The organism is Streptomyces sp. MNU76, assembly GCF_020982545.1.
In the GTDB taxonomy this organism is placed as follows: Bacteria; Actinomycetota; Actinomycetes; order Streptomycetales; family Streptomycetaceae; genus Streptomyces.
In genome coordinates, this window is the sequence record NZ_JAJKLK010000010.1 from 42,157 (window position 1) to 60,787 (window position 18,631).

General features: G+C 72.5%; 20 protein-coding genes and 1 pseudogene. 11 read left to right on the forward strand and 10 right to left on the reverse strand.

Annotation, left to right across the window (positions count from 1 at the left end):
• Window positions 1–28 precede the first annotated feature (28 nt).
• Genes E4N62_RS24110 through E4N62_RS24135 form a run of 6 tightly spaced genes read left to right on the forward strand, consistent with a single transcriptional unit; the run spans window position 29 to window position 5,858 of the window.
• On the forward strand, window positions 29–1,213 hold the full coding sequence (locus E4N62_RS24110; RefSeq protein ID WP_230217622.1) for a PP2C family protein-serine/threonine phosphatase: 1,185 nt from the start codon (window positions 29–31) through the stop codon (window positions 1,211–1,213).
• 59 nt (window positions 1,214–1,272) lie between these two features.
• Window positions 1,273–2,172, forward strand: a complete 900-nt coding sequence (locus E4N62_RS24115; RefSeq protein ID WP_230217624.1) for an STAS domain-containing protein — start codon at window positions 1,273–1,275, stop codon at window positions 2,170–2,172.
• Window positions 2,169–2,609, forward strand: a complete 441-nt coding sequence (locus E4N62_RS24120; protein ID WP_230217626.1) for an STAS domain-containing protein — start codon at window positions 2,169–2,171, stop codon at window positions 2,607–2,609. The genes E4N62_RS24115 and E4N62_RS24120 overlap by 4 nt, the downstream gene beginning before the upstream one ends.
• The gene (locus tag E4N62_RS24125; RefSeq protein WP_230217835.1) at window positions 2,609–3,049 is read left to right on the forward strand and encodes an anti-sigma regulatory factor; all 441 of its coding nucleotides are present in this window, start codon (window positions 2,609–2,611) and stop codon (window positions 3,047–3,049) included. Before E4N62_RS24120 ends, E4N62_RS24125 begins: the two co-directional genes overlap by 1 nt.
• Window positions 3,049–4,116, forward strand: coding sequence for an ATP-binding SpoIIE family protein phosphatase (locus tag E4N62_RS24130; RefSeq protein WP_230217628.1), 1,068 nt, complete (start codon window positions 3,049–3,051; stop codon window positions 4,114–4,116). Before E4N62_RS24125 ends, E4N62_RS24130 begins: the two co-directional genes overlap by 1 nt.
• The gene (locus E4N62_RS24135) at window positions 4,113–5,858 is read left to right on the forward strand and encodes a PP2C family protein-serine/threonine phosphatase (RefSeq protein WP_230217630.1); all 1,746 of its coding nucleotides are present in this window, start codon (window positions 4,113–4,115) and stop codon (window positions 5,856–5,858) included. The genes E4N62_RS24130 and E4N62_RS24135 overlap by 4 nt, the downstream gene beginning before the upstream one ends.
• Here E4N62_RS24135 and E4N62_RS24140 read toward each other — a convergent pair.
• The 5 genes from E4N62_RS24140 to E4N62_RS24160 all read right to left on the reverse strand — a co-directional run bounded on the left by E4N62_RS24140 (window position 5,851) and on the right by E4N62_RS24160 (window position 9,100).
• Window positions 5,851–6,276: a MarR family winged helix-turn-helix transcriptional regulator gene (locus tag E4N62_RS24140; protein WP_230217632.1), complete on the reverse strand. Its 426-nt coding sequence runs from the start codon at window positions 6,274–6,276 to the stop codon at window positions 5,851–5,853. The two genes, E4N62_RS24135 and E4N62_RS24140, sit on opposite strands and share 8 nt — an antisense overlap.
• Window positions 6,277–6,398: 122 nt before the next feature.
• Complete coding sequence (locus tag E4N62_RS24145; protein WP_230217634.1) at window positions 6,399–7,208, reverse strand: SAM-dependent methyltransferase; 810 nt, start codon at window positions 7,206–7,208, stop codon at window positions 6,399–6,401.
• Window positions 7,209–7,252: 44 nt separating this feature from the next.
• On the reverse strand, window positions 7,253–7,789 hold the full coding sequence (locus tag E4N62_RS24150) for a hypothetical protein (RefSeq protein ID WP_230217636.1): 537 nt from the start codon (window positions 7,787–7,789) through the stop codon (window positions 7,253–7,255).
• A 234-nt stretch (window positions 7,790–8,023) separates the two neighbouring features.
• Window positions 8,024–8,275 carry a DUF397 domain-containing protein gene (locus tag E4N62_RS24155; RefSeq protein ID WP_230217638.1) on the reverse strand — a complete coding sequence of 84 codons (252 nt, stop codon included), beginning with the start codon at window positions 8,273–8,275 and terminating at the stop codon, window positions 8,024–8,026.
• A 3-nt stretch (window positions 8,276–8,278) separates the two neighbouring features.
• Complete coding sequence (locus E4N62_RS24160; RefSeq protein WP_230217837.1) at window positions 8,279–9,100, reverse strand: helix-turn-helix transcriptional regulator; 822 nt, start codon at window positions 9,098–9,100, stop codon at window positions 8,279–8,281.
• Window positions 9,101–9,403: 303 nt separating this feature from the next.
• Here E4N62_RS24160 and E4N62_RS24165 point away from each other — a divergent pair, with 303 nt between their 5' ends.
• Window positions 9,404–10,816, forward strand: coding sequence for a hypothetical protein (locus tag E4N62_RS24165; protein WP_230217640.1), 1,413 nt, complete (start codon window positions 9,404–9,406; stop codon window positions 10,814–10,816).
• Window positions 10,817–10,841: 25 nt separating this feature from the next.
• Here E4N62_RS24165 and E4N62_RS24170 read toward each other — a convergent pair whose 3' ends face one another.
• Entirely contained in the window at window positions 10,842–11,597 is a 756-nt protein-coding gene (locus tag E4N62_RS24170) for an SDR family NAD(P)-dependent oxidoreductase (RefSeq protein WP_268269799.1), read from the reverse strand.
• A 300-nt stretch (window positions 11,598–11,897) separates the two neighbouring features.
• On the opposite strand from E4N62_RS24170, the gene E4N62_RS24175 reads away from it, so the two are divergent.
• The 3 genes and pseudogenes from E4N62_RS24175 (at window position 11,898) to E4N62_RS24185 (ending at window position 13,472) form a co-directional block, all read left to right on the forward strand.
• On the forward strand, window positions 11,898–12,284 hold the full coding sequence (locus tag E4N62_RS24175; protein WP_230217645.1) for an ATP-binding protein: 387 nt from the start codon (window positions 11,898–11,900) through the stop codon (window positions 12,282–12,284).
• 14 nt (window positions 12,285–12,298) lie between these two features.
• Entirely contained in the window at window positions 12,299–12,850 is a 552-nt protein-coding gene (locus E4N62_RS24180) for a DUF6624 domain-containing protein (protein ID WP_230217647.1), read from the forward strand.
• Window positions 12,851–12,936: 86 nt separating this feature from the next.
• Window positions 12,937–13,472: pseudogene (locus E4N62_RS24185) on the forward strand (GNAT family N-acetyltransferase).
• Between the two features lie 31 nt (window positions 13,473–13,503).
• Here E4N62_RS24185 and mraY read toward each other — a convergent pair.
• On the reverse strand, window positions 13,504–14,571 hold the full coding sequence (gene mraY, locus E4N62_RS24190; RefSeq protein ID WP_230217649.1) for a phospho-N-acetylmuramoyl-pentapeptide-transferase: 1,068 nt from the start codon (window positions 14,569–14,571) through the stop codon (window positions 13,504–13,506).
• A 403-nt stretch (window positions 14,572–14,974) separates the two neighbouring features.
• Here mraY and E4N62_RS24195 point away from each other — a divergent pair, with 403 nt between their 5' ends.
• Complete coding sequence (locus E4N62_RS24195) at window positions 14,975–15,475, forward strand: hypothetical protein (protein ID WP_215452347.1); 501 nt, start codon at window positions 14,975–14,977, stop codon at window positions 15,473–15,475.
• 13 nt (window positions 15,476–15,488) lie between these two features.
• Here the strand turns inward: E4N62_RS24195 and E4N62_RS24200 are convergent, their stop codons facing one another.
• The 3 genes from E4N62_RS24200 to E4N62_RS24210 form a co-directional block, all read right to left on the reverse strand.
• Entirely contained in the window at window positions 15,489–16,457 is a 969-nt protein-coding gene (locus E4N62_RS24200) for an aldo/keto reductase (protein WP_230217651.1), read from the reverse strand.
• A gap of 77 nt (window positions 16,458–16,534) precedes the next feature.
• Window positions 16,535–17,854, reverse strand: a complete 1,320-nt coding sequence (locus E4N62_RS24205; RefSeq protein WP_230217653.1) for an MFS transporter — start codon at window positions 17,852–17,854, stop codon at window positions 16,535–16,537.
• Window positions 17,855–17,964: 110 nt separating this feature from the next.
• A complete protein-coding gene (locus E4N62_RS24210) occupies window positions 17,965–18,570 on the reverse strand; it encodes a LysE/ArgO family amino acid transporter (protein WP_268269784.1) in 606 nt (201 codons plus the stop codon).
• Between the last annotated feature and the right edge of the window lie 61 nt (window positions 18,571–18,631).

An 18,631-nucleotide genomic window follows, 5' to 3' on the forward strand; every position in this document is an offset into this window, starting at 1 on the left:
CTGTGGAAAGAATGGCGTATCCGACATCGTGAACAGATTCGTGGCGGCCGAACGAGCGCTTCGCTCCGCTGCTCCGCACCACCTGGTGGACGCTCTCCGCGACGTACTGGGCGAGGACTGGTCGGCGCGGGACATCGAGCTCTACCTGGCCGACTACTCGCTCACCGCGCTCCGGCCCGCGTCAGCCCGCCCGGACCGGACGGATCCCCTGCCCATGCACGACGGCCCGACCGGCCGGGCGTTCGGGGCGCAGGAGCCGTACGTGGAGAAGCGCGGCGACGACCGGGTGCGGGTGCACCTGCCGGTCACCGTGCGTGGTGACCGGCTGGGCGTGCTGCGGCTGACGCTGCCGTCCGCCGCGCACACCGAGGAGAGTCTCGCCGAACTGACCGATCTCGCCCAGGTGCTGGGCCATGAGCTGGTCGTCGCGGAACGGGACACCGACGTGTACCTCCGGGCACGCCGCTCCAGCAGGCTGACCCTGGCGGCGGAGATGCAGTGGGAGCTGCTGCCGGGCCGTTCCTCCACCCGGCCCGAGTACGCGCTCGGCGGCCAACTGGAGCCCGCCTACGCCATCTTCGGCGACAACTTCGACTGGTCCGCCGATGCCGACCACCTGATGCTGTACATCACCAACGGCATGGGCGAGGGCATCGAGGCCTCCCTGCTGACCCAGCTGGGGATCAACGCGCTGCGCAACGCCCGCCGGGCCGGCGTCCCCATCGCCGACCAGGCGGCCCTCGCCGACCAGGCCGTGCACGCCCAGTACGGCGGGGCCCAGCACCTGTCGGTGCTCCTGCTGGACCTGAGCCTCGCCACCGGAGAACTGGAGATCGTCGACGCGGGCTCGCCCCGGATGCTGCTGCTGCGCGACCGGAGCGTCAGCGCGGTCGAACTGGAGGCGCAGCTGCCGCTGGGGATGTTCGAGGAGACCGAGTACACCGCACAGCAGTTGCGGCTCGAACCGGGCGACCGGCTGGTCTTCGTCAGCGACGGGGTCTACTCCGTCGCCACACCCGGCGGGGAGGCGTACGGAGACCGGGCGCTGGCCCGGGCGATCAACGCCACCCGGCTGCTGCCCGCCGCCGACGTCCCCGGCGCGGTGCTCAGGGAACTCTCCGGTCACCGCGGCACACCCGTGGCGGACGACGACGCCCTCGTGGTCTGTCTCGACTGGTTCGGCCGAGGGGGTGCCGACCGGCCCGACCGATGAACCAGCCCAGCAGTCGTTCCCCGGAGCGGGGAGGCGCTACAGCACGTGAGGAGACACCCGTGCCGGAACAGGACACGGCAGGCCAGCAGTTGACGCCCACGCAGGAGGTGGCGCGGTTCCTGCGCGGCCGCCAGGAACAGATCGCCCAGCGCTGGGCCGACGCCGCGCTGTTCCGCACCGTCTTCACCCACTCCCGGGACGAGGCGGTGGAGGCGGGCCGGGCCGTCGTGGACGCCCTCGCCGCCGTGGCCGCGACGGACAGCGTGGAGGACGCGGAGTCCGGCGGCTTCCAGGTCGTCCGTGAACAGCTGGCCCGGACGGCCGCCTCCCGGGCGCGGGCCGGTTCCACGGTCACCCAGATCTCCGCCGAGGTGGACGCGCTGCGGCCGCCCGTGACAGATCTGCTGCTGACCGAGTTCGGCGCCGCGCCGGCGGCGCACCTGCGGGAGTGCACCACCACCCTGACCGTACTGATGGGCACCCTGCGCCTGGTGGTGCTGGAGACCGCGCTCAGCGAGGGCGAGGAACTGATCCACCGGCAGCGGCTGCAGCTGATGGAGGTCGCCACGCCGGTCATCAAGCTGTGGGAGGGCATCGTCGCCGTCCCCCTGATCGGCACGCTGGACAGCGCGCGCAGCCAGGTGGTGATGGAGCGGCTCCTCGACTCCATCGTCGAGCAGCACGCACGGTTCGCCATCCTGGACATCACCGGGGTGCCGACCGTGGACTCGCTGGTGGCCCAGCACCTGATGAAGACCGTGGCGGCGGCCCGGCTGATGGGGGCCGAGTGCATCGTCTCCGGCATCCGGCCGCCCATCGCGCAGACCATCGTCCACCTGGGCATCGACCTCAGCTCGGTGCTGACCCGCACGAGCCTCGCGGACGCCCTCGCCTACGCGCTCCGGCAGTTGGGCACGGACATCGTCTCCCGCGACGGCGCCGGTTCGGGGCACAGGTGAGTGGCGATCTGTTCGCCGCCCACGGCGGCCCGTCCTCGTACGGGGCGCCCGTGCCCGTGCTCAAACTCGGCAAGGTGCTCCTGGTCTCACTCCAGGGCGATCTGCACGACGGCGCGGCGGAGCAGCTCCAGCAGGACATCAGCGACACGGTCGCGCGCAGCGGTGCCACGGGGGTGGTGATCGACCTGTCCGGTGTGGAGATGGTCGACTCCTTCCTCGGCAGGGTGCTGGGCGACATCGCCGCCCAGACGAGTCTGCTCGCCGCCGGGACGGTCGTGGCCGGCATGCGTCCGGCCGTGGCGATCACCCTGGTGGAGCTGGGACTGACCCTGCCGGGGCTGCGCACCGCGCTCACCACCGAGGACGCGCTGCGCCTCCTCGGCGAAGCGGACCCGACCTTCAGCCACCGAGTCCACGCCCGCCAGGAGAGTCCGTGATGCAGACCGCCGGCGGCATCTCCGCCTGCCTGCCGATCCACTCGGATCTCGATCTGGTGTGGGTACGTCAGCATGTGCGGCAGGCGGCCGCCCAGCTCGGCTTCGGTCTGGTCGACCAGACCAAACTGGTCACCGCGGCCAGCGAGCTGGCCCGCAACACCCTGGTCCACGGCGGCGGGGGCCAGATGGAGTGCGCTCCCGTGGACAAGGGCGGCGCACGAGGGCTGCGGCTGACGTTCAGGGACGAGGGGCCGGGCATCGCCGACCTCGACCAGGCCCTCCTCGACGGCTACACCTCCGGCGAGGGTCTGGGGATGGGGCTGGGCGGCGCCCGGCGGCTGGTCCACGACTTCGCGATCGACAGCCGGCCCGGCTCGGGCACCACGGTGACGGTGACGTCCTGGCCGGCGGGTGCGCCGCGCCCGCGCGAGGAGCGGTGATGCCGCGCGTCTGGGAGGTCCCGGTGCACGACTCGACCCGGGTGCGCGACGCCCGGGTGGCCGCCGAGGCGGCCGCGGCGCGGGCCGGGCTGGACGAGGGCCGCGCCGCGGGCTGCGCTCTGGTGGCCACCGAACTGGCGACCAATCTGCTCAAGCACGCCGGGGGCGGGCTGATACTGCTGGACGTCGTCTCCCGCCCCGACCCCGACCGGGCGGACGGCGCGGCCCCCATGGTGCAGATCGTGGCCATCGACCACGGGCCGGGGGTGCGAGACATCGCGGGCGCGCTGCGGGACGGGTTCTCGACGACGTCGTCGCTCGGCGCGGGTCTCGGCACGTGCCGCCGGGTCGCCGACGACTTCGACCTGCACAGCACGGTGGGCCGGGGCACCATCGCCCTGGCCCGGCTCGGCGCCCGGAAGGGTCGCCGGGCGAAGCCGGCCTCCCCCGCCCCCGCCGTCCGGGCCGGCGGTGTCAACGTCCCCTTCGCCGGCGCTGAGTTCTCCGGCGACGCCTGGGCCTGGGTCCGATCCGGCGACCTGACCACGCTGATGCTGGCCGACGGGCTGGGTCACGGCGTGGCGGCGGCCCGCGCGTCCTCGGCGGCGGTGCAGCAGCTGTACCGCGCCCCCGAGCTGCCTCCCGCACAGTTGCTGCGGCGGCTGGAGGGCGCGCTGCGCGACACCCGGGGCGCGGCCGTCGCCGTCGCCCAACTCGACCTCTCCGCAGGTCGGTTGCTGTTCGCGGGGATCGGCAACATCGGGGCGCGGCTGCGCGCCGGAGCGCAGTGGCAGCCGCTGCTGTCCCGGCCCGGCATAGTCGGCGCCCACCGGGCCGCCCATCTTCCGCAGCACGAGGTGGCCTGGGGGGACGACCGTCTGCTCGTCCTGCACAGCGACGGTCTGCCCAGCCGCTGGAGCCCGGGCCCCGCCGCCCACAGCCCCTCCCTCGACCCCGCTGTGATCGCCGCCGTGATCGTGCGCGACGCGAGCAGCCCCGCCCGGCCGGTCCGCGACGACACCACCGTCGCCGTACTGAGCCCCTCCCCGCCGGACCGCCTCCCATGACCCGTACCTGGACCGTCCGTTCCGTCACCGACGCCGCCCGGGCGCGTATCGCCACCGCACGGCTGGCCACCGCGCACGGGGTGTCGCCGACCGACCGGGCTCGGCTGGTGTCCGTGCTCTCGGCGCAGCTGCGGCAGTGCCTGACCAAGGGCGGCGCGTGGCAGCTGACGGCGCGGGCGGTCACGGCGCGGCCCGCCGGCTGTCGGTTCCTGGTCGAGGTGACGTCGGCGAACCGGCGACCGGGCGAGTACCGGCAGCCGTGGCGGCTGACGGTGGCCTGCTCGCAGGAGGTGCGGCTGCCGGAGAGCGAGCATGTGCCCGGTGACCCGACGACGCTCGCGGAGGCGCTGTTCGGAGCCGACGAGGACGCGGCACTGCTGCTGGAGAAGCTCGACGAGAAGGAGGCGCTGGTCGCCTTCCACCGCGAGGAACTGCACCAGACCAACCAGGGTGTCCTCGCCCTGCACGCCGAGCTGGACGCGGCCGGGCGGGCGCAGCGCGAGCTGTTCGACGCCGAGCAGATGGCCCGCAGGGAGGCCGAGAACGCGCGCGGCCGACTCACCCTCCTCGCCGACGCCAGCGCCGCCCTGACCGCGTCCCTCAACCCCGACGCGATCGTGCGGCTGCTGCCGTCGCTGCTGGTGCCCCGGTACGCCCGCAGCGCCGACGTGTGGCTGTTCGACGGGGAGGGCGAGACGGCCGGCGCCCGTCCACGTCCGGCCGCCGCCGTCATCGCGGCACGCCGCGGGCGCCCCCAGTACGCCGCCGACCATCCCGGCGAGCTGCCCGGTGTCGACGACCAGCCGCCCTCGGCGATCGACCCCGCCCGGCCGCTGCTGTGCGTACCCCTGATGGCCCGGGGCGCGCCCCTGGGCGTGCTGACGCTGTCGCCGCCCGATGATCAGCGGTGGGACGCCGACGACGCCTTCATGCTGATCGAGCTGGCCCGGCGGGCGGGGGTCGCGCTGGAGAACGCCCGGCGCTTCGAGCACAACCGCGACATCGCCGAGACCCTGCAACGGGCCCTGCTCACCGAACTGCCCACCACGCCGGGGCTGCGGCTGGCCGCGCGCTATCTACCGGCCACGCGGGGCCTGAACATCGGCGGTGACTGGTACGACGCCTTCCAGCAGCCCGACGGCAGCCTGATCACCGTGATCGGTGACGTCACCGGACACGGTCTGCATGCGGCGGTGATGATGAGCCAGCTGCGGACGGCGCTGCGCGCCTACGCGGTCGACGGCAAGAGCCCCGGGCAGCTGCTCACCCGTCTCCATCTGTTCCTGCACCATCTCCAGCCCGACCTGTACGCCACGGCCGTCATCGCCCGGTTCCACCCGCACGAACCCACGCTCACCTGGGCCGCCGCCGGCCATCCGCCGCCGGTGCTGCGCTCGCCCGACGGGGGTGTGCGGATCCTGGACGCCAAGCCGGGCGCGATGCTCGGCATCCCCCTGCACCAGGAGATCGCCGACCACACCGTGCCGCTGCCGCCCGGCTCGACGCTGGCGCTCTACACGGACGGGCTGGTGGAACGGCGTGCCCTGGGCATCGACCCGGGCATCGAACAGCTCGCGGCTACGCTCGGCGGGCTGCCGTCCACGACGCTGGACGAGAACCTTCAGGAGTCGGCCGACCAGCTCCTCGCCCCCTTGCTGGACGAGGAGCACGAGGACGACGTCTGCCTGCTGCTCTGCCATGTGCACAGTGCCGCCGGGCGGGTCACGGCACAGCTCAACTGACGCTTCCCCCCAGGGCACGCAGCATCTGCTCCACCCGGACGCGTTCCGTCGGCGGCAACGCCGCCAGGGCGTCGCCGAGCCGCTCCGACAGGCGTTCGGAGATCTCCGCGAGGAACCGCTGCCCGCGTTCGGTCACCACCAGGCGCACCTCGCGCCGGTCGTCGAGCCGGACGCAGCGCTGGAGCAGGTGGGCCGCTTCTAGGCGGTCGCAGAGCCGGCTGGCCGTGGGCAGACCGACGCCGAGCCGCTCCGCGAGCCCGGTCAGGTTCAGCTCGGGACGCCCGCGCACCGCGCGGAGCGCCAGGATATGTCTCGGGGACAGTCGCGGGGTGACCTCCTCCACTGCCGAGAACCAGAGCGGCACCAGGTTCTCCACGGCGTCGAGAACCTGCCGGTCGATGTCGGCGGGTCCGGTCATGCGGGGGGCCTACCCGAAGTGCCCGCGAGTACACGGCCGTCCTGGCCGACTCCCTCGCGGGCCCCGGACCGGGCCCCCGGGCCGCATGCAGCACCCGAGTCCTCCGCGCCGAGCCCGTGGTGCTACGCCTTGTAGGCCACTCCCCCGTACACGTCCGTCGGCTCCGGGGTGGTGCCCGGTTCCGGGCGCCACAGCGGGCAGGAGACGATCCCGGGTTCCAGCAGTTCCAGGCCCTCGTAGTAGGCGTGCAGCTGCCGGGGGCTGCGCAGGACGTAGGGGACGGCGCCGGTGTCGTCGTAGCCCTCCTGCGCGCGCTTGAGTTCGGCGTCGGTGTCCGTGCTGTCGTAGTGGACGAAGTAGCTGCCGGACGGCAGGGCGGCCTGGAGGCGGCGGACGATCTCCTTGGCCTCCTCGTAGTCCTGGATGTGGCCGAGGATGCCCATCAGCATCAGCGCCACCGGCTTGTCGAGGTCGAGGATCTTCCCGGCGGCCTCCAGGATGGTGTCCGGGTCGTGCAGGTCCGCGTCGACGTAGTCGGTGACCCCTTCGGGGGTGCTGGTGAGCAGTGCCTGCGCGTGCCGCAGTACGAGCGGGTCGTTGTCGACGTAGACGATGCGGGACTCGGGGGCCACCTTCTGGGCGACCTGATGGGTGTTGTCGTACGTCGGAAGGCCGGTGCCGATGTCCAGGAACTGGCGGATGCCACGCTCGCGCGCCACGAAGGTGACCGTGCGGATGAGGTAGACGCGGGAGGCGCGGGCCATCGTCTCGATGTTCGGGGCGATCTCCCGGTAGGCGTCACCCGCCTCACGGTCGACCTCGTAGTTGTCCTTGCCGCCCATCCAGTAGTTCCAGATACGGGCCGAGTGGGGCACCGTGGTGTCGATCTTCGACAGCGCTTCCTGGTCGGGAGTGGGGTGGCCTTCTGCCATGGGACTCTCCTGCCTCACATCGCGTGGTCGTCGCCAACCTATCGTCAACTGCACTGCTTCACGCCAGAGTTGGGGCGAGCGAGCGGCGAGTGCCCGGACGGGCCGCCGGGTTCGCCGACATCGAGGGTCACCACGGGTACGTGCTGGGCGAGGGTGCGGAACACCCGGGCGTACGCGGTGGCCGCCTCCGAGACCTCGGGCGTGGTCAGGTGGAGCATGGCCCCGTCGCGCTCGGCCACGGCGTCGGCGAGGTCCAGGGCCTGTATCCAGGTGACCCGGGAGCGGCCCCGGCGCAGCGGGCCGTGGACGAGTTCCGCGATCAGGTTGCCGTCGACGGCCAGCCGTCCGGGGCCGGCGAGGAGTTCGCGGCAGGGCAGGGCGGGGTCCAGGTGGTGCAGGGCGGACGGCAGCCGCCGGACCTCGAACCCGAGGCGCGCCAGCTCGGCGACCACACGAGCCCGGCCGCGCCCTTCGTGTCCCTCGACGATCAGGGTCCGGTACGGGGCCAGCGCGGGCAGGGCGGACGGTGGGGTCGTCCCCACCCCTCGGGAGCGGCCCGGGGCACGAGGCGGCGTGCGCATGCCGCTCCCTTCGGGTGGTGCGCGGCGGTCGTCGCCCTCCCGGACCCGTGCACGGCCGGGAGGTGCCCCCAGTCTGGGCGGGGCGGGAAGGTACCGGGAGTGCGCGTGCGGGTTGTCCGGTTGTGCGGGCGTAGTGAAAGCACGGGGCGCGGCCCCGGCTTTCAGGGGCGCGGGGAACTGCGCGAGAAGCCCCACCGACCCGCACTCGCCGACGGAGCCGAAACCCCCGAGCTCTCAGGCGATGAGGAAGTCGGCCTGACCCGCCTTCGCCCCCTCCAGGAACGCCACCATCTCCTCCCGCGAGTAGACGAGGGCCGGCCCCTCCGGATCGGTGGACTGCCGGAACGCGACCCGGCCGTCGGGCAGCCGCTTGGCCTCCACACAGGAACCGCCGTTCGTACCGCTCCAGGGCTTGCGCCAGCCCTCCGCGCCGAGTTCGGGCGCGGGCATACCGCTGTGGACGGGGCCGTCGGGTGTCCTTGCCATGTGTCACAACTCCTTGCGTAGTGCCGCCAGGATGTCCCTGGTCCGCGCCACCGGTTCCGCCTGCACGGACATCCGGTCGAGGACCTCCAGATAGGTCACGACATCCACGGGCTGGTCGACGTACTGGGCGCCCGCGAGACCCTCGGTGTAGACGATGTCGGGGAGTTCGGAGAAGCCGAACCGGAAGTAGTGGAAGGGGCCGTACGCCCCGGGGTGCGGCCCGGCCGCGAACCGCATGATCTGGATCTTGACCTTGGGCCGTTCCGTGGCCTCGACGAGCCGGTCGATCTGCTCCCGCATCACCTGCGGTCCGCCCACCGGGCGGCGCAGCACGGTCTCGTCGAGGATGGCCCAGACGGCCGGCGCCTCGGGTTTGACCAGCAGGTCCTGGCGCCTGAGGCGCAGGGCGACGTGCCGTTCGACCTCCTCGGGGCTCGCGTTGGGGAAGCCGACCTGGATGAGGGCGGCCGCGTAGTCGTGGGTCTGCAACAGGCCGGGGACGTACTGGGGTTCGTAGAGGCGGATGACGGCGGCTTCGCTCTCCAGGCTCACGTACGCGCTGAACCACTCGGGCAGCACGTCGCGGTACTTGTGCCACCAGCCGGGCTGGTTGGCCTCGCGGGCGAGGGAGAGGAAGTCCTCGATCTCCGTGCCGGAGACCCCGTAGGTGCGCAGCAGCTCCTTCACGTAGGGGATGCGGAGGCCGACCTCGGCCTTCTCCATACGGCGGACCGTCAGGGCGGTGACCTCGATGGCGCGGGCCGCGTCGTCGAAGGACACTCCGGCGCGCTCCCGCAGCTGGCGGAGCCGTTTGCCCAGGACCATGCGCAGGACCGTGGGCGCCGCAGGAGCACTCCCTCCTGAGCGGGTCTCACTCACGTGCAACCTCCCGGGGCGGGATTCACAGCGTGCAGTGTGCCACGCGATCCGTTGACACGGACAGGTCCGCACGGTTCATTCTGAAATTATCAGAACGCAGGTTGCGGGCTGAGTCGTTCGGCCACCATAGTGATCGAGTGACCTGCCGCACACGCTGCGCAAGGTCCCTCGAACTCCTCCTGCCCGCCCCGGAGTTGGCGCCACGGCGGGCAGGGGTCAAGCCGCGCGCCGACACGATGCGACACCTGGATGGCCGCCGTGACGAACGGATTACCAAGGAGCCCGGTCAAGGGGACCGGTGGGCCCAACAAGCCGCTGGCGACAGCCCTGAAGGAGGCGGGCTGCTCGTACGCGTCCCTCGCCCTCCGGGTCAACGAACTGGGCCGCTGTCAGGGCGCGGAGACCAACTACGACAAGGCCTCCGTCACCCGCTGGCTCCAGGGCCAGCAACCACGTGGAAACACACCGGAGTTGATCGCCGCGGTCCTCGGCGAACGGCTGGGCCGCGCGCTCACTCCGGCCGACCTCGGTTTTCCGCTCGACCGCGGGCGACCGGTGACGGGACGGGCACTGATGTATGTCGAGAACGTGGCGGAGACCCTGCACACCCTGGCGGAGCTGGGCTCCACCGACATCGCGCGGCGCAGTCTGCTCGGTGCGGTGCCGTTCGTGCCGGGTGCCCTGACGAACCCTCAGCGAGCCTGGCTGCTCTGGCTGGTGGAGAGCCGGGACGCGCCCCGGCTCGCGCCGGTGTCCGGTGGCGGGCCGGTGGAGCAGGTCCACGCGATGCTCCGCATGTTCGACGAGATGGACAACCAGTACGGTGGCGGCGGGATCCGCACGAGCATCGTGCAGTACCTCACCACCGAGGTGATCCCCCTGCTCCAGCAACGCGGTGTGACCCCGCACCACCGCCGTGAGCTGTTCGCGGCCGCCGCCCGGCTGGCCGCCATGGCGGGCTGGAGCTCGTACGACGCCGGGGAGTACGGCCTGGCCCAGCGGTACATGACCCAGGGGCTCAGGCTCTGCGCGGAGGGCCGCGACCATGTGCTGGGCGGGCAGATCCTGGCGGGGCTGTCCCATCTGGCGACCAGTCTGGGCCGCCCCGACGAGGGGGTGGCCCTGGCCCGGGCCGGGGTCGCCACCGCCAAGGACTCCGGAAGTCCCCTGGGTCTGATGCGGCTGCACGCCATGTCCGCGCGCGGCCACGCGGCACTGGGCCGGCCCCGGGAGACCGCCGAGGCGCTGCGGGCCGCCGAGAAGCAGCTCGACGCGAGCCGGGGTGCCGCCGAGGAGTCGCCCTGGGTGCGGTTCCTCGACCACCACTACCTCCAGGCCGAGTCCGCGCTCTGCTTCCGCGACCTGGGCCTGGCCGCGCAGGCCGAGCACACGGCGAGCGCGTCGGTGCGCGCCCACGCCGACCGTCGCCGACGCCAGGCCATCAGCCGTTCCGTGCTCGCCACAGCCCATCTCCAGCAGAACCGTCTCGACGAGGCCGTCGCCACGGCCACGGACGCGCTCGAGGCGCTCAGCGGTGTGCACAGCGAGCGCTCCATCCAGGCGCTCCGCGACTTCCGGGGCCGCCTGGCGTCCCGCCGCGACGAGCCGCTCGTCCAGGACTTCGAACGCCGGTCGCGGGCGGTGCTGGGGGCGGCCGCCTGAGATGGGCGCGTCGCGGACGCCCGCCTCAGTAGCCGTCCGGCGAGGGCGCGTTCTGGGCCCGGTCCACCGGCAGGTGGGCGCCGGAGACACCCGTCGCCCGGTCGGAGAGCAGGAACACCACCGTGCGGGCCACCTCGCGCGGGGTGACGGGCGCACCGGTCGGCAGCTCCCTCCCGACGAACGCCTCGTACGCCCGTGGCTCCTCCCGGCGCATCCGGTCCCAGCCGCGGCCCGGGATCAGCATGGACCCGGGCGAGACGACGTCGACGCTGATACGGTCCGGGCCCAACTCCCGGGCCAGGGATGCCGCCAGGTGGACCAGGGCGCTCTTCGCCACCCCGTACTGGGCGGGCGTCCCGGGCTTCCAGCCCGGGACGGAGCCGATCAGCACGACCGAGCCGCCGTCGGCGGCACGCAGGTGCGGCAGCACGGCGCGGACGACACGTGCGGTGTGTCCGACGTTCAGTTCCCAGGTGGCCGCCCAGTCGGCACCGTCCATGCCGCCGAGGTCGTCGGCACCGTCCGTTCCGTCGGAGCCGCCCCCGCCGTGCCGCTTCGCGGTGCCCTCGAGGACGCCGAGACCCTTCGCCGCCGTCGTGACGAAGTCCTCCAGCCGTCCGGACTCGGTGACGTCGAGCGCCTCGGTGGTCAGCCGGACCCGCTGCTCCCCGGCCGGGGAGTCACCCAGCGCCGTCAGTCCGGCCGTCGGGCGCGCACAGGTCGCCACGTGGGCGCCCTCGGCGAGCAGGAGGCTTACGACGCCGGTGGTGAACCTGTCCAGCGGGCGCCACTACCCGCCCGCAACTGCACAACCCCTCCACCACCTGGCGTTTTGTGTGCCCGGTGCTGTTGTCTTCGACAACAGCACCCCCAGAAACAACACCCCCGGGAAATCACCTTCGAGGATGTGGAGGAACGCGATGACGGCGGTCAGTGTCGGCACGTCCCGCCGACGGATCCCTGCCGCGGCAGCGCACGACCCCGGGTGGGGCGTCCACGACGCCCCGTCCGGCGGGGTGGGGCGACCCCCGGGCGCGGTGAGGCTGCCTTGATCTCCCTGGAGAGGTCCCGCCTCGTCCGGATGGCGGTACCCGCGCACCCCTCGCGTGCCGCCGGAGTACGGCGCACGGTGGCGGCGCAGCTGGCCCGCTGGGAGCTGTTCGCGATCCTCGACGACGCGGTCCTCGCCACCGGAGAACTCTTCGCCAACGCGGTCCGGCACGGGAGCGCCGATCCCGGCGACACCATCGCCGTGGTCCTCGAGTGCTCCGGGCGCGAACTGCGCGTCACCCTCGCCGACCCCTCGCCCATGCCGCCCCGGCCTCGCACGGCACCCGCGTCCGCCGAGGCCGGGCGGGGGCTGTCCATCGTGTCCGCGCTGGCCGACGACTGGGGCACCGAGCCGCCGGAGCCGGGGGACGCGGGCAAGAGGGTGTGGTTCTCGCTCGCGGTGCGGGAGCCGGTGTGAAGGGCGCCCCGGCCATGGAACCCACGTCGCGACCGGCGACCGGCGCCGGTCCGCCCCGCGAGCGGGTGCTCGCCGCCGAGTTGATCCGCCGGGCCGAGGACGAGCGGCGGCTGGCCCGGGAGGCCCGGTCCGTGCCCACCGCTCGGGCCCGGGACCGCATCGCCGCGTGCCACACCGACAACGGCGAGGCCCTGCGCGCGCTCGTCGCCCGTCACGGGTGGCCCACCGCCGAGTCGGTCGGCGAACCCGCCTCGACGGCGGCCCTCATGCTCCTGCTGCACTCCCCCGACCTCGGCTTCCAGCTCACGTGCCGCGACCTGATCGCCGAGGCGGTCGCGGACGGCCGCTGTCCCGCGGTGCACCACGCGTACATCGCCGACCACTGCGCCGTCGCCCTGAACCAGCCCCAGTTCTACGGCACCCGCATCGACCCCGGCACCCTGTTCCCGTACCCCATCCGCCACCCCGAGTCCGTCGACGAACGCCGCCAGGACGTGGGCCTCGGCCCCCTGACCGACCATCTACGGGCGGTACGCGTCGACCTGGGGGCAAGCGGAGGGCTGTGAACAACCGTGTGTCCACCGGAGGCAGACGGCGATCGTGGCCCGGAAATTGCGACCGCCCCGCCCCGTGATCGCGCTACTGTCGCCCGATGCCCGACCTGCGAACCGAACGCCTCCTCCTGCGCCACTGGCGGGAGTCCGACCTGGCCCCCTGGGCGGCCATGAACGCCGACCCGGAGGTGCGCGCGTACTTTCCGGGCGTCCTCACGAAGGAGCAGAGCGAGGCGTCCGCCGCCCGCTTCCAGGACGACCTCGGTAAGCGGGGCTGGGGTGGTGGGCCGTGGAGGTACGGGCCACGGGGCGGTTCATCGGTTTCACCGGACTGGATCCGGTGGACGAGGACATACCGTTCTCCGGGGTGGAGGCCGGCTGGCGACTCGCGCGTGCGGCGTGGGGCCACGGCTACGCCACCGAGGCCGCGCGGGCGGTCCTGGACTTCGGCTTCGAGCAGCTCCGGCTCCCGGAGATCCTCGCGGTGACCACCGCCGCCAACCTCCGCTCCCAGGCCGTGATGCGCCGCCTCGGCATGACCCGGAACCCGAGCGACGACTTCGACGACCCCTCGATGCCGGAGGGACCGCTGCGCCGCGGCGTGGTGTTCCGGCTGACGCCCGACGCCGCCTGAGGACCGTGTGTCGGGCGTCGCGCGCCGGCGGTCAGCTCGCGGCCCACCCCGCGTAGAACAGGCCGAGGCCGGCGATCACGCAGATGCCCTGGATGGTCCAGAAGCGGACCACGACCAGGACCTCGGACCAGCCCTTGAGTTCGAAGTGGTGCTGGAGCGGTGCCATCCGGAAGACACGTTTGCCGGTCAGTTTGAACGAGCCGACCTGGATGACCACCGACATGGTGATCAGGACGAACAGCCCGCCGAGGACGGCCAGGAGCAGTTCGGTGCGGGAGCAGATGGCGAGGCCCGCGAGCGCCCCGCCGAGCGCCAGCGAACCGGTGTCGCCCATGAAGATCTTGGCCGGCGAGGTGTTCCACCAGAGGAACCCGAAGCAGGCACCCATCAGCGCGGCCGCGACGACGGCGAGGTCGAGCGGGTCGCGCACCTCTATGCAGGAGGCGGGGTCGGTGAGTTCGAGGGCGTTGGCGCACGAGTTCTGGAACTGCCACAGACCGATGAAGGTGTAGCCGCCGAAGACCATGACCGACGCGCCGGTGGCGAGGCCGTCCAGACCGTCGGTGAGGTTCACCCCGTTCGACATGGCCAGGATCATGAACAGGGCCCAGACGACGAACAGCACGGGACCGATGGTCCAGCCGAAGTCGGTGACGAACGACAGCTTCAGGGAGGCCGGTGTCTGGCCCCGGTCGTCCGCGAACCGGATGGCGAGCAGGGCGAACACGATGCCGACGATCAGCTGGCCGGCCATCTTGGCCCCGGCCCGCAGGCCCAGCGACCGCCGCTTGACGATCTTGATGTAGTCGTCCAGGAACCCGACCACACCCATGCCCGCCATGAGGAACAGCACCAGGAAGCCGGGGTAGGTCGGGCTCTCGCCGGTGATGACCTTGGTCGCGAGGTAGGCGACGAGGGTGGCCAGGATGAAGGCGATGCCACCCATGGTGGGCGTACCGCGCTTGCCCGCGTGGCCGCGCGGCCCGTCGTCCCGGATGAACTGGCCGTATCCCTTGCGGGCCAGCAGCTTGATCAGCAGCGGTGTGCCGATCAACGTCAGGAACAGGCCGATGGCCCCGGCGTACAGGATCTGGTTCATCGGACGGTGGTCTCCCCCTCGGTCGCGTTCGGACACGCGACTGCCGCACCGGTGTCGCTGCTTCTCACGGGCCCACCCTATGCAGTCACCTGATCTTCGTACCGGGGTGGGTAGTTGCCCCCGGCCGGAACCGCTCGGGCACGGCACGACGGGGGCTTCCCCGCAGGACGAGTACGGCAGCCGGCAGTGTCGGCCCTTCGTCCCCGATATCCGTTCGCGGGCCGCGGGCGGGTCACTCGAAACGGTGCTCGCCGCGTGCGGGTCCCGGCTCGATCCGCCCGTCCCTCGGGGGCGGGCAGCCCGCCGAAACGGGCGCCGCCCGACCCTCCGAGACGCGCCGCGTCGCCCCTCCCCCACCGGCCCACCGCTCCGGCAGTCGGGCGAGGCTGAGACACTGCACGTCATGGCCTCCTTCACTCCCGCGCGCGCCCTGCTGATGCTGACCACCGGGCTGACCTGTCTGCTGATGGCGGGCGGCGCCCTCATCGGCGCGCTGATCGGCGGCGGCCCCGTGGCCCTGGGGGCGGCGGTGTGCGCCGGGCTGGTCGGCATGGTGGGCTCGCTCATCGTGCGGCGGCGGGCCATGGCGCACTTCGCCATGGCCCAGCGGCAGGCCGGACAGCGGGGTTACGCCGAGGGCATCGCGCACGGTGTGCTCATCCACGTGACCGCCTACGAGGCCGCCGTCTTCCCCCGCACCGGGCCGAGCGGCGTCAGCGCCGAGGAGCGCGAGGCCCGCCGCACCATCGCCTACCGCATGGCCGCCCTCGACGAGGTGCCCCAGCGGGTGCGCCTGGCCGCGGCGGACGCCCTGGCGCTCCTCGACAAGACGGACCGCGAGGGCGCCGAGGAGGCCCTGGCCCGTCTCGCCACGACCGTGCGTCTGGAGTACTCCCGCCTGTGAGGCCCGCGGCCGCTCAGTGACCGCTGATCGCGCGGGGTGTGTAGGGCCGTTCCAGTTCCTCGGTCTCCTTCTCCGTCAGGGTGACGTCGAGGGAGGCCACGGCGTCGGCGAGGTGGTGGGGCTTGGTGGCGCCGACGATGGGGGCGGTGACCGTGGGCCGGCTCATCAGCCAGGCCAGGGCGACCTGCGCGCGGGGCACCCCGCGCTCACCGGCGATCCGGGTGACGGCGTCGACGATCTCCCGGTCGCCCTCCTGGTAGAGCGTCCTGCCGAAGTTGTCGGTCTCGGTGCGTGCGGTCACGGAACCCCAGTCCCGGGTGAGGCGGCCGCGGGCGAGCGGGCTCCAGGGCAGCGTGGCGACGCTCTGGTCCTCGCACAGCGGGAGCATCTCGCGCTCCTCCTCGCGGTAGAGGAGGTTGTAGTGGTTCTGCATGGACACGAACCGGGTCCAGCCGTGCAGCCGGGCGGTGTGCTGCATCTTCGCGAACTGCCAGGCGTACATCGAACTGGCCCCGAGGTAACGGGCCTTGCCGGCCTTCACCACGTCGTGCAGGGCCTCCATCGTCTCCTCGACCGGGGTGTGGGGGTCGAAGCGGTGGATCTGGTAGAGGTCCACGTAGTCGGTGCCGAGGCGCCGCAGGCTGTTGTCGATCTCCGTCATGATCGCCTTGCGGGACAGGCCCCAGGCGTTGGGGCCCTGGTGCATGGCGCCGTTGACCTTGGTCGCGACGACGACCTCCTCGCGCCGCGCGTACTCGCCGAGCGCGCGGCCGACGATCTCCTCGCTGGTGCCGTCGGAGTAGACGTTCGCGGTGTCGAAGAAGTTGATCCCCGCGTCCAGCGCCTGCCGGATCAGCGGGCGTGACGCCTCCTCGTCCAGGGTCCATTCGTGCGTGCCTCGGTCGGGCAGGCCGAAACTCATGCATCCCACACAGATCCGGGACACGTCCAGACCCGTCGAACCGAGCTTCACGTACTGCATCGTGGCAACTCCTGCCTGTGAGGGGTGGGCTGACAAGCGTACGAAAGAGGCGGTGTGCCGAGCGGTGTGCCGATCGGTCAGATCCGGTACCGCCGCAGTGCCGGTGTGGCCGTCGCGAGGAGCAGCACGGCGATCATGACCAGGAGGCCTCCCCCGGCCACAGCCGTACGGGTGCCGAAGGCGGCGCCCGCCGTGCCGTGCAGGACGTCGGCGAGACGGGGGCCGCCGGCCACGACCACGGTGAACACGCCCTGCATCCGGCCGCGCATCTCGTCGGTCGCGGCGGAGAGCAGGATGGCGCCGCGGAAGACCATCGAGACCATGTCGGCGACTCCTGCCGCCACGAGGAACGCCACCGCGAGCCACAGACTGGTGCTCAGCCCGAAGCCCGTGATGGCCGCTCCCCAGGCCATGACGGCCGCGAGGACCATGAGTCCGTGCCGGTGGGAGCGGGAGAAGGTGCCCGACATCAGGCCACCGACGACGGCCCCGATGGGGATCGCGGCGAACAGCAGGCCGAGGGCGAATCCCTCGCCGTAGGGCGCGTACGTGGTGGCGGCCAACTGCGGGAAGAGGGCGCGGGGCATGCCCAGGACCATGGCGATGATGTCGGCGAGGAAGGACAGCAGGAGCACCTTGTGCAGGGCGATGTAACGGAAGCCCGCGACCACCTCCCGCAGGCCGGCCCGCTTGGCCGTGGCGTTGTCCAGGGGCGGCAGGGAGGGCAGCCGGTACACGGCCCAGAGAGTGACGCAGAGGGCGAGCGCGTCGATGAGGTACAGCTCGGCGAGGCCGATCACCGGGATGAGGGCGCCCGCGAGCAACGGTCCGGCCACCAGGCCGAGTTGCATCACGGTCGAGCCGAGCGCGGCGGCCGCCGGCAGTTCCTCGGCCGGGACCAGCCGGGCCACGGAGGCGTTGCGGGCGGGTGAGTTGAGGCCGAAGAACGCCTGTTGGAGGGCGAGCAGGGTCATCAGCGCCCAGACGGATTCGAGACCGGTGACGGCCTGCACCCAGAACAGCACCGAGGTGACGGCGATACCGGTGTTGGTGACGAGCAGCAACGTGCGGCGGTCGACGCTGTCGGCGACCGCGCCGCCCCAGAGCGCGAAGACCACCAGCGGCAGCAGGCCGGCGAGGCTGGCGTAGCCGACCCAGGCGGAGGAGCCGGTGATGTCGTAGATCTGTTTGGGGACGGCGACTGCGGTCAGTTGGCTGCCGACGGCGGTGACGATGGTCGAGGACCACAGACGCCGGTAGGCGGGGCGGCGCAGCGGCCGGGTGTCCATCGCCCAGCGGCGCCAGCCCTCGCGGGGCGGCGCCGCCGGGTCGCCCTCCGCGGCGGTGTCGTCCTCCGGTGCGGTGTCGTCGCCGGCGCTGCTCTGGGTGGTGTCCACGGGCATCCTGATGCTCGATACATCTTTCGATACGGGCACCACTATCGCGGAGATCACCACCGCCGGGACAGGCGATCTCGCCGCCGTCTCACATGCTGTCTCCCCGTGACTCAGGCTCCGGCGATCAGCATCCCGCCGAGGACGAGCATCGTGACCGCGACCAGGCCGTCGAGGACCCGCCAGGCGGACGGGCGGGCCAGGTACCGGCTGAGCAGCCGGGCGCCGAAGCCCAGGGCGGCGAACCAGCACAGGCTGGCGAGGCCGGCGCCGAGGCCGAACGTCCAGCGCAGGGGGCCCTGGTCGGAGGCGATGGAGCCGAGCAGGAACACGGTGTCCAGGTAGACGTGCGGGTTGAGCCAGGTCAGCGCCAGACAGGTGAGGACGGCCCGGCGCCGGGAGCCCGCCGACCCGCTCCCCGCGCGCAGCGCGTCGTCGCCGGGTCGCAGGGCGCGGCGGGCGGCCAGAGCTCCGTAGACCAGGAGAAACGCGCCGCCGATCAGGGCGACCGCCGTCAGCGCGCCGGGCCAGGCGACGACCACCGCGCCGACCCCGGCGACGCCGAGGGCGATCAGCAGCGCGTCGGAGAGGGCGCAGATGGCCACGACCGGAAGCACGGCGTCGCGGTGCAGGCCCTGGCGGAGGACGAAGGCGTTCTGGGCTCCGATGGCGACGATGAGGGAAAGGCCGGTGCCGAATCCGGCCGCGAGAGCTGTCATTTCACTGAACACAGCCACGACGCTAGGAAACGCACCGCCATGCGTACAGCTAAAGATTCTT

Excerpts from the sequence above, each read along its gene's own strand:
- E4N62_RS24200 (WP_230217651.1), bottom strand. The coding sequence starts at position 16,457 with ATGCAGTACGTGAAGCTCGGTTCGACGGGTCTGGACGTGTCCCGGATC.
- E4N62_RS24180 (WP_230217647.1), top strand. The coding sequence starts at position 12,299 with ATGGAACCCACGTCGCGACCGGCGACCGGCGCCGGTCCGCCCCGCGAG.
- E4N62_RS24125 (WP_230217835.1), top strand. The coding sequence starts at position 2,609 with ATGCAGACCGCCGGCGGCATCTCCGCCTGCCTGCCGATCCACTCGGAT.
- E4N62_RS24210 (WP_268269784.1), bottom strand. The coding sequence starts at position 18,570 with ATGACAGCTCTCGCGGCCGGATTCGGCACCGGCCTTTCCCTCATCGTC.
- E4N62_RS24175 (WP_230217645.1), top strand. The coding sequence starts at position 11,898 with ATGGCGGTACCCGCGCACCCCTCGCGTGCCGCCGGAGTACGGCGCACG.
- mraY (WP_230217649.1), bottom strand. The coding sequence starts at position 14,571 with ATGAACCAGATCCTGTACGCCGGGGCCATCGGCCTGTTCCTGACGTTG.
- E4N62_RS24195 (WP_215452347.1), top strand. The coding sequence starts at position 14,975 with ATGGCCTCCTTCACTCCCGCGCGCGCCCTGCTGATGCTGACCACCGGG.
- E4N62_RS24160 (WP_230217837.1), bottom strand. The coding sequence starts at position 9,100 with ATGGTCCTGGGCAAACGGCTCCGCCAGCTGCGGGAGCGCGCCGGAGTG.
- E4N62_RS24145 (WP_230217634.1), bottom strand. The coding sequence starts at position 7,208 with ATGGCAGAAGGCCACCCCACTCCCGACCAGGAAGCGCTGTCGAAGATC.
- E4N62_RS24140 (WP_230217632.1), bottom strand. The coding sequence starts at position 6,276 with ATGACCGGACCCGCCGACATCGACCGGCAGGTTCTCGACGCCGTGGAG.
- E4N62_RS24165 (WP_230217640.1), top strand. The coding sequence starts at position 9,404 with ATGGCCGCCGTGACGAACGGATTACCAAGGAGCCCGGTCAAGGGGACC.
- E4N62_RS24130 (WP_230217628.1), top strand. The coding sequence starts at position 3,049 with ATGCCGCGCGTCTGGGAGGTCCCGGTGCACGACTCGACCCGGGTGCGC.
- E4N62_RS24135 (WP_230217630.1), top strand. The coding sequence starts at position 4,113 with ATGACCCGTACCTGGACCGTCCGTTCCGTCACCGACGCCGCCCGGGCG.
- E4N62_RS24150 (WP_230217636.1), bottom strand. The coding sequence starts at position 7,789 with ATGCGCACGCCGCCTCGTGCCCCGGGCCGCTCCCGAGGGGTGGGGACG.
- E4N62_RS24155 (WP_230217638.1), bottom strand. The coding sequence starts at position 8,275 with ATGGCAAGGACACCCGACGGCCCCGTCCACAGCGGTATGCCCGCGCCC.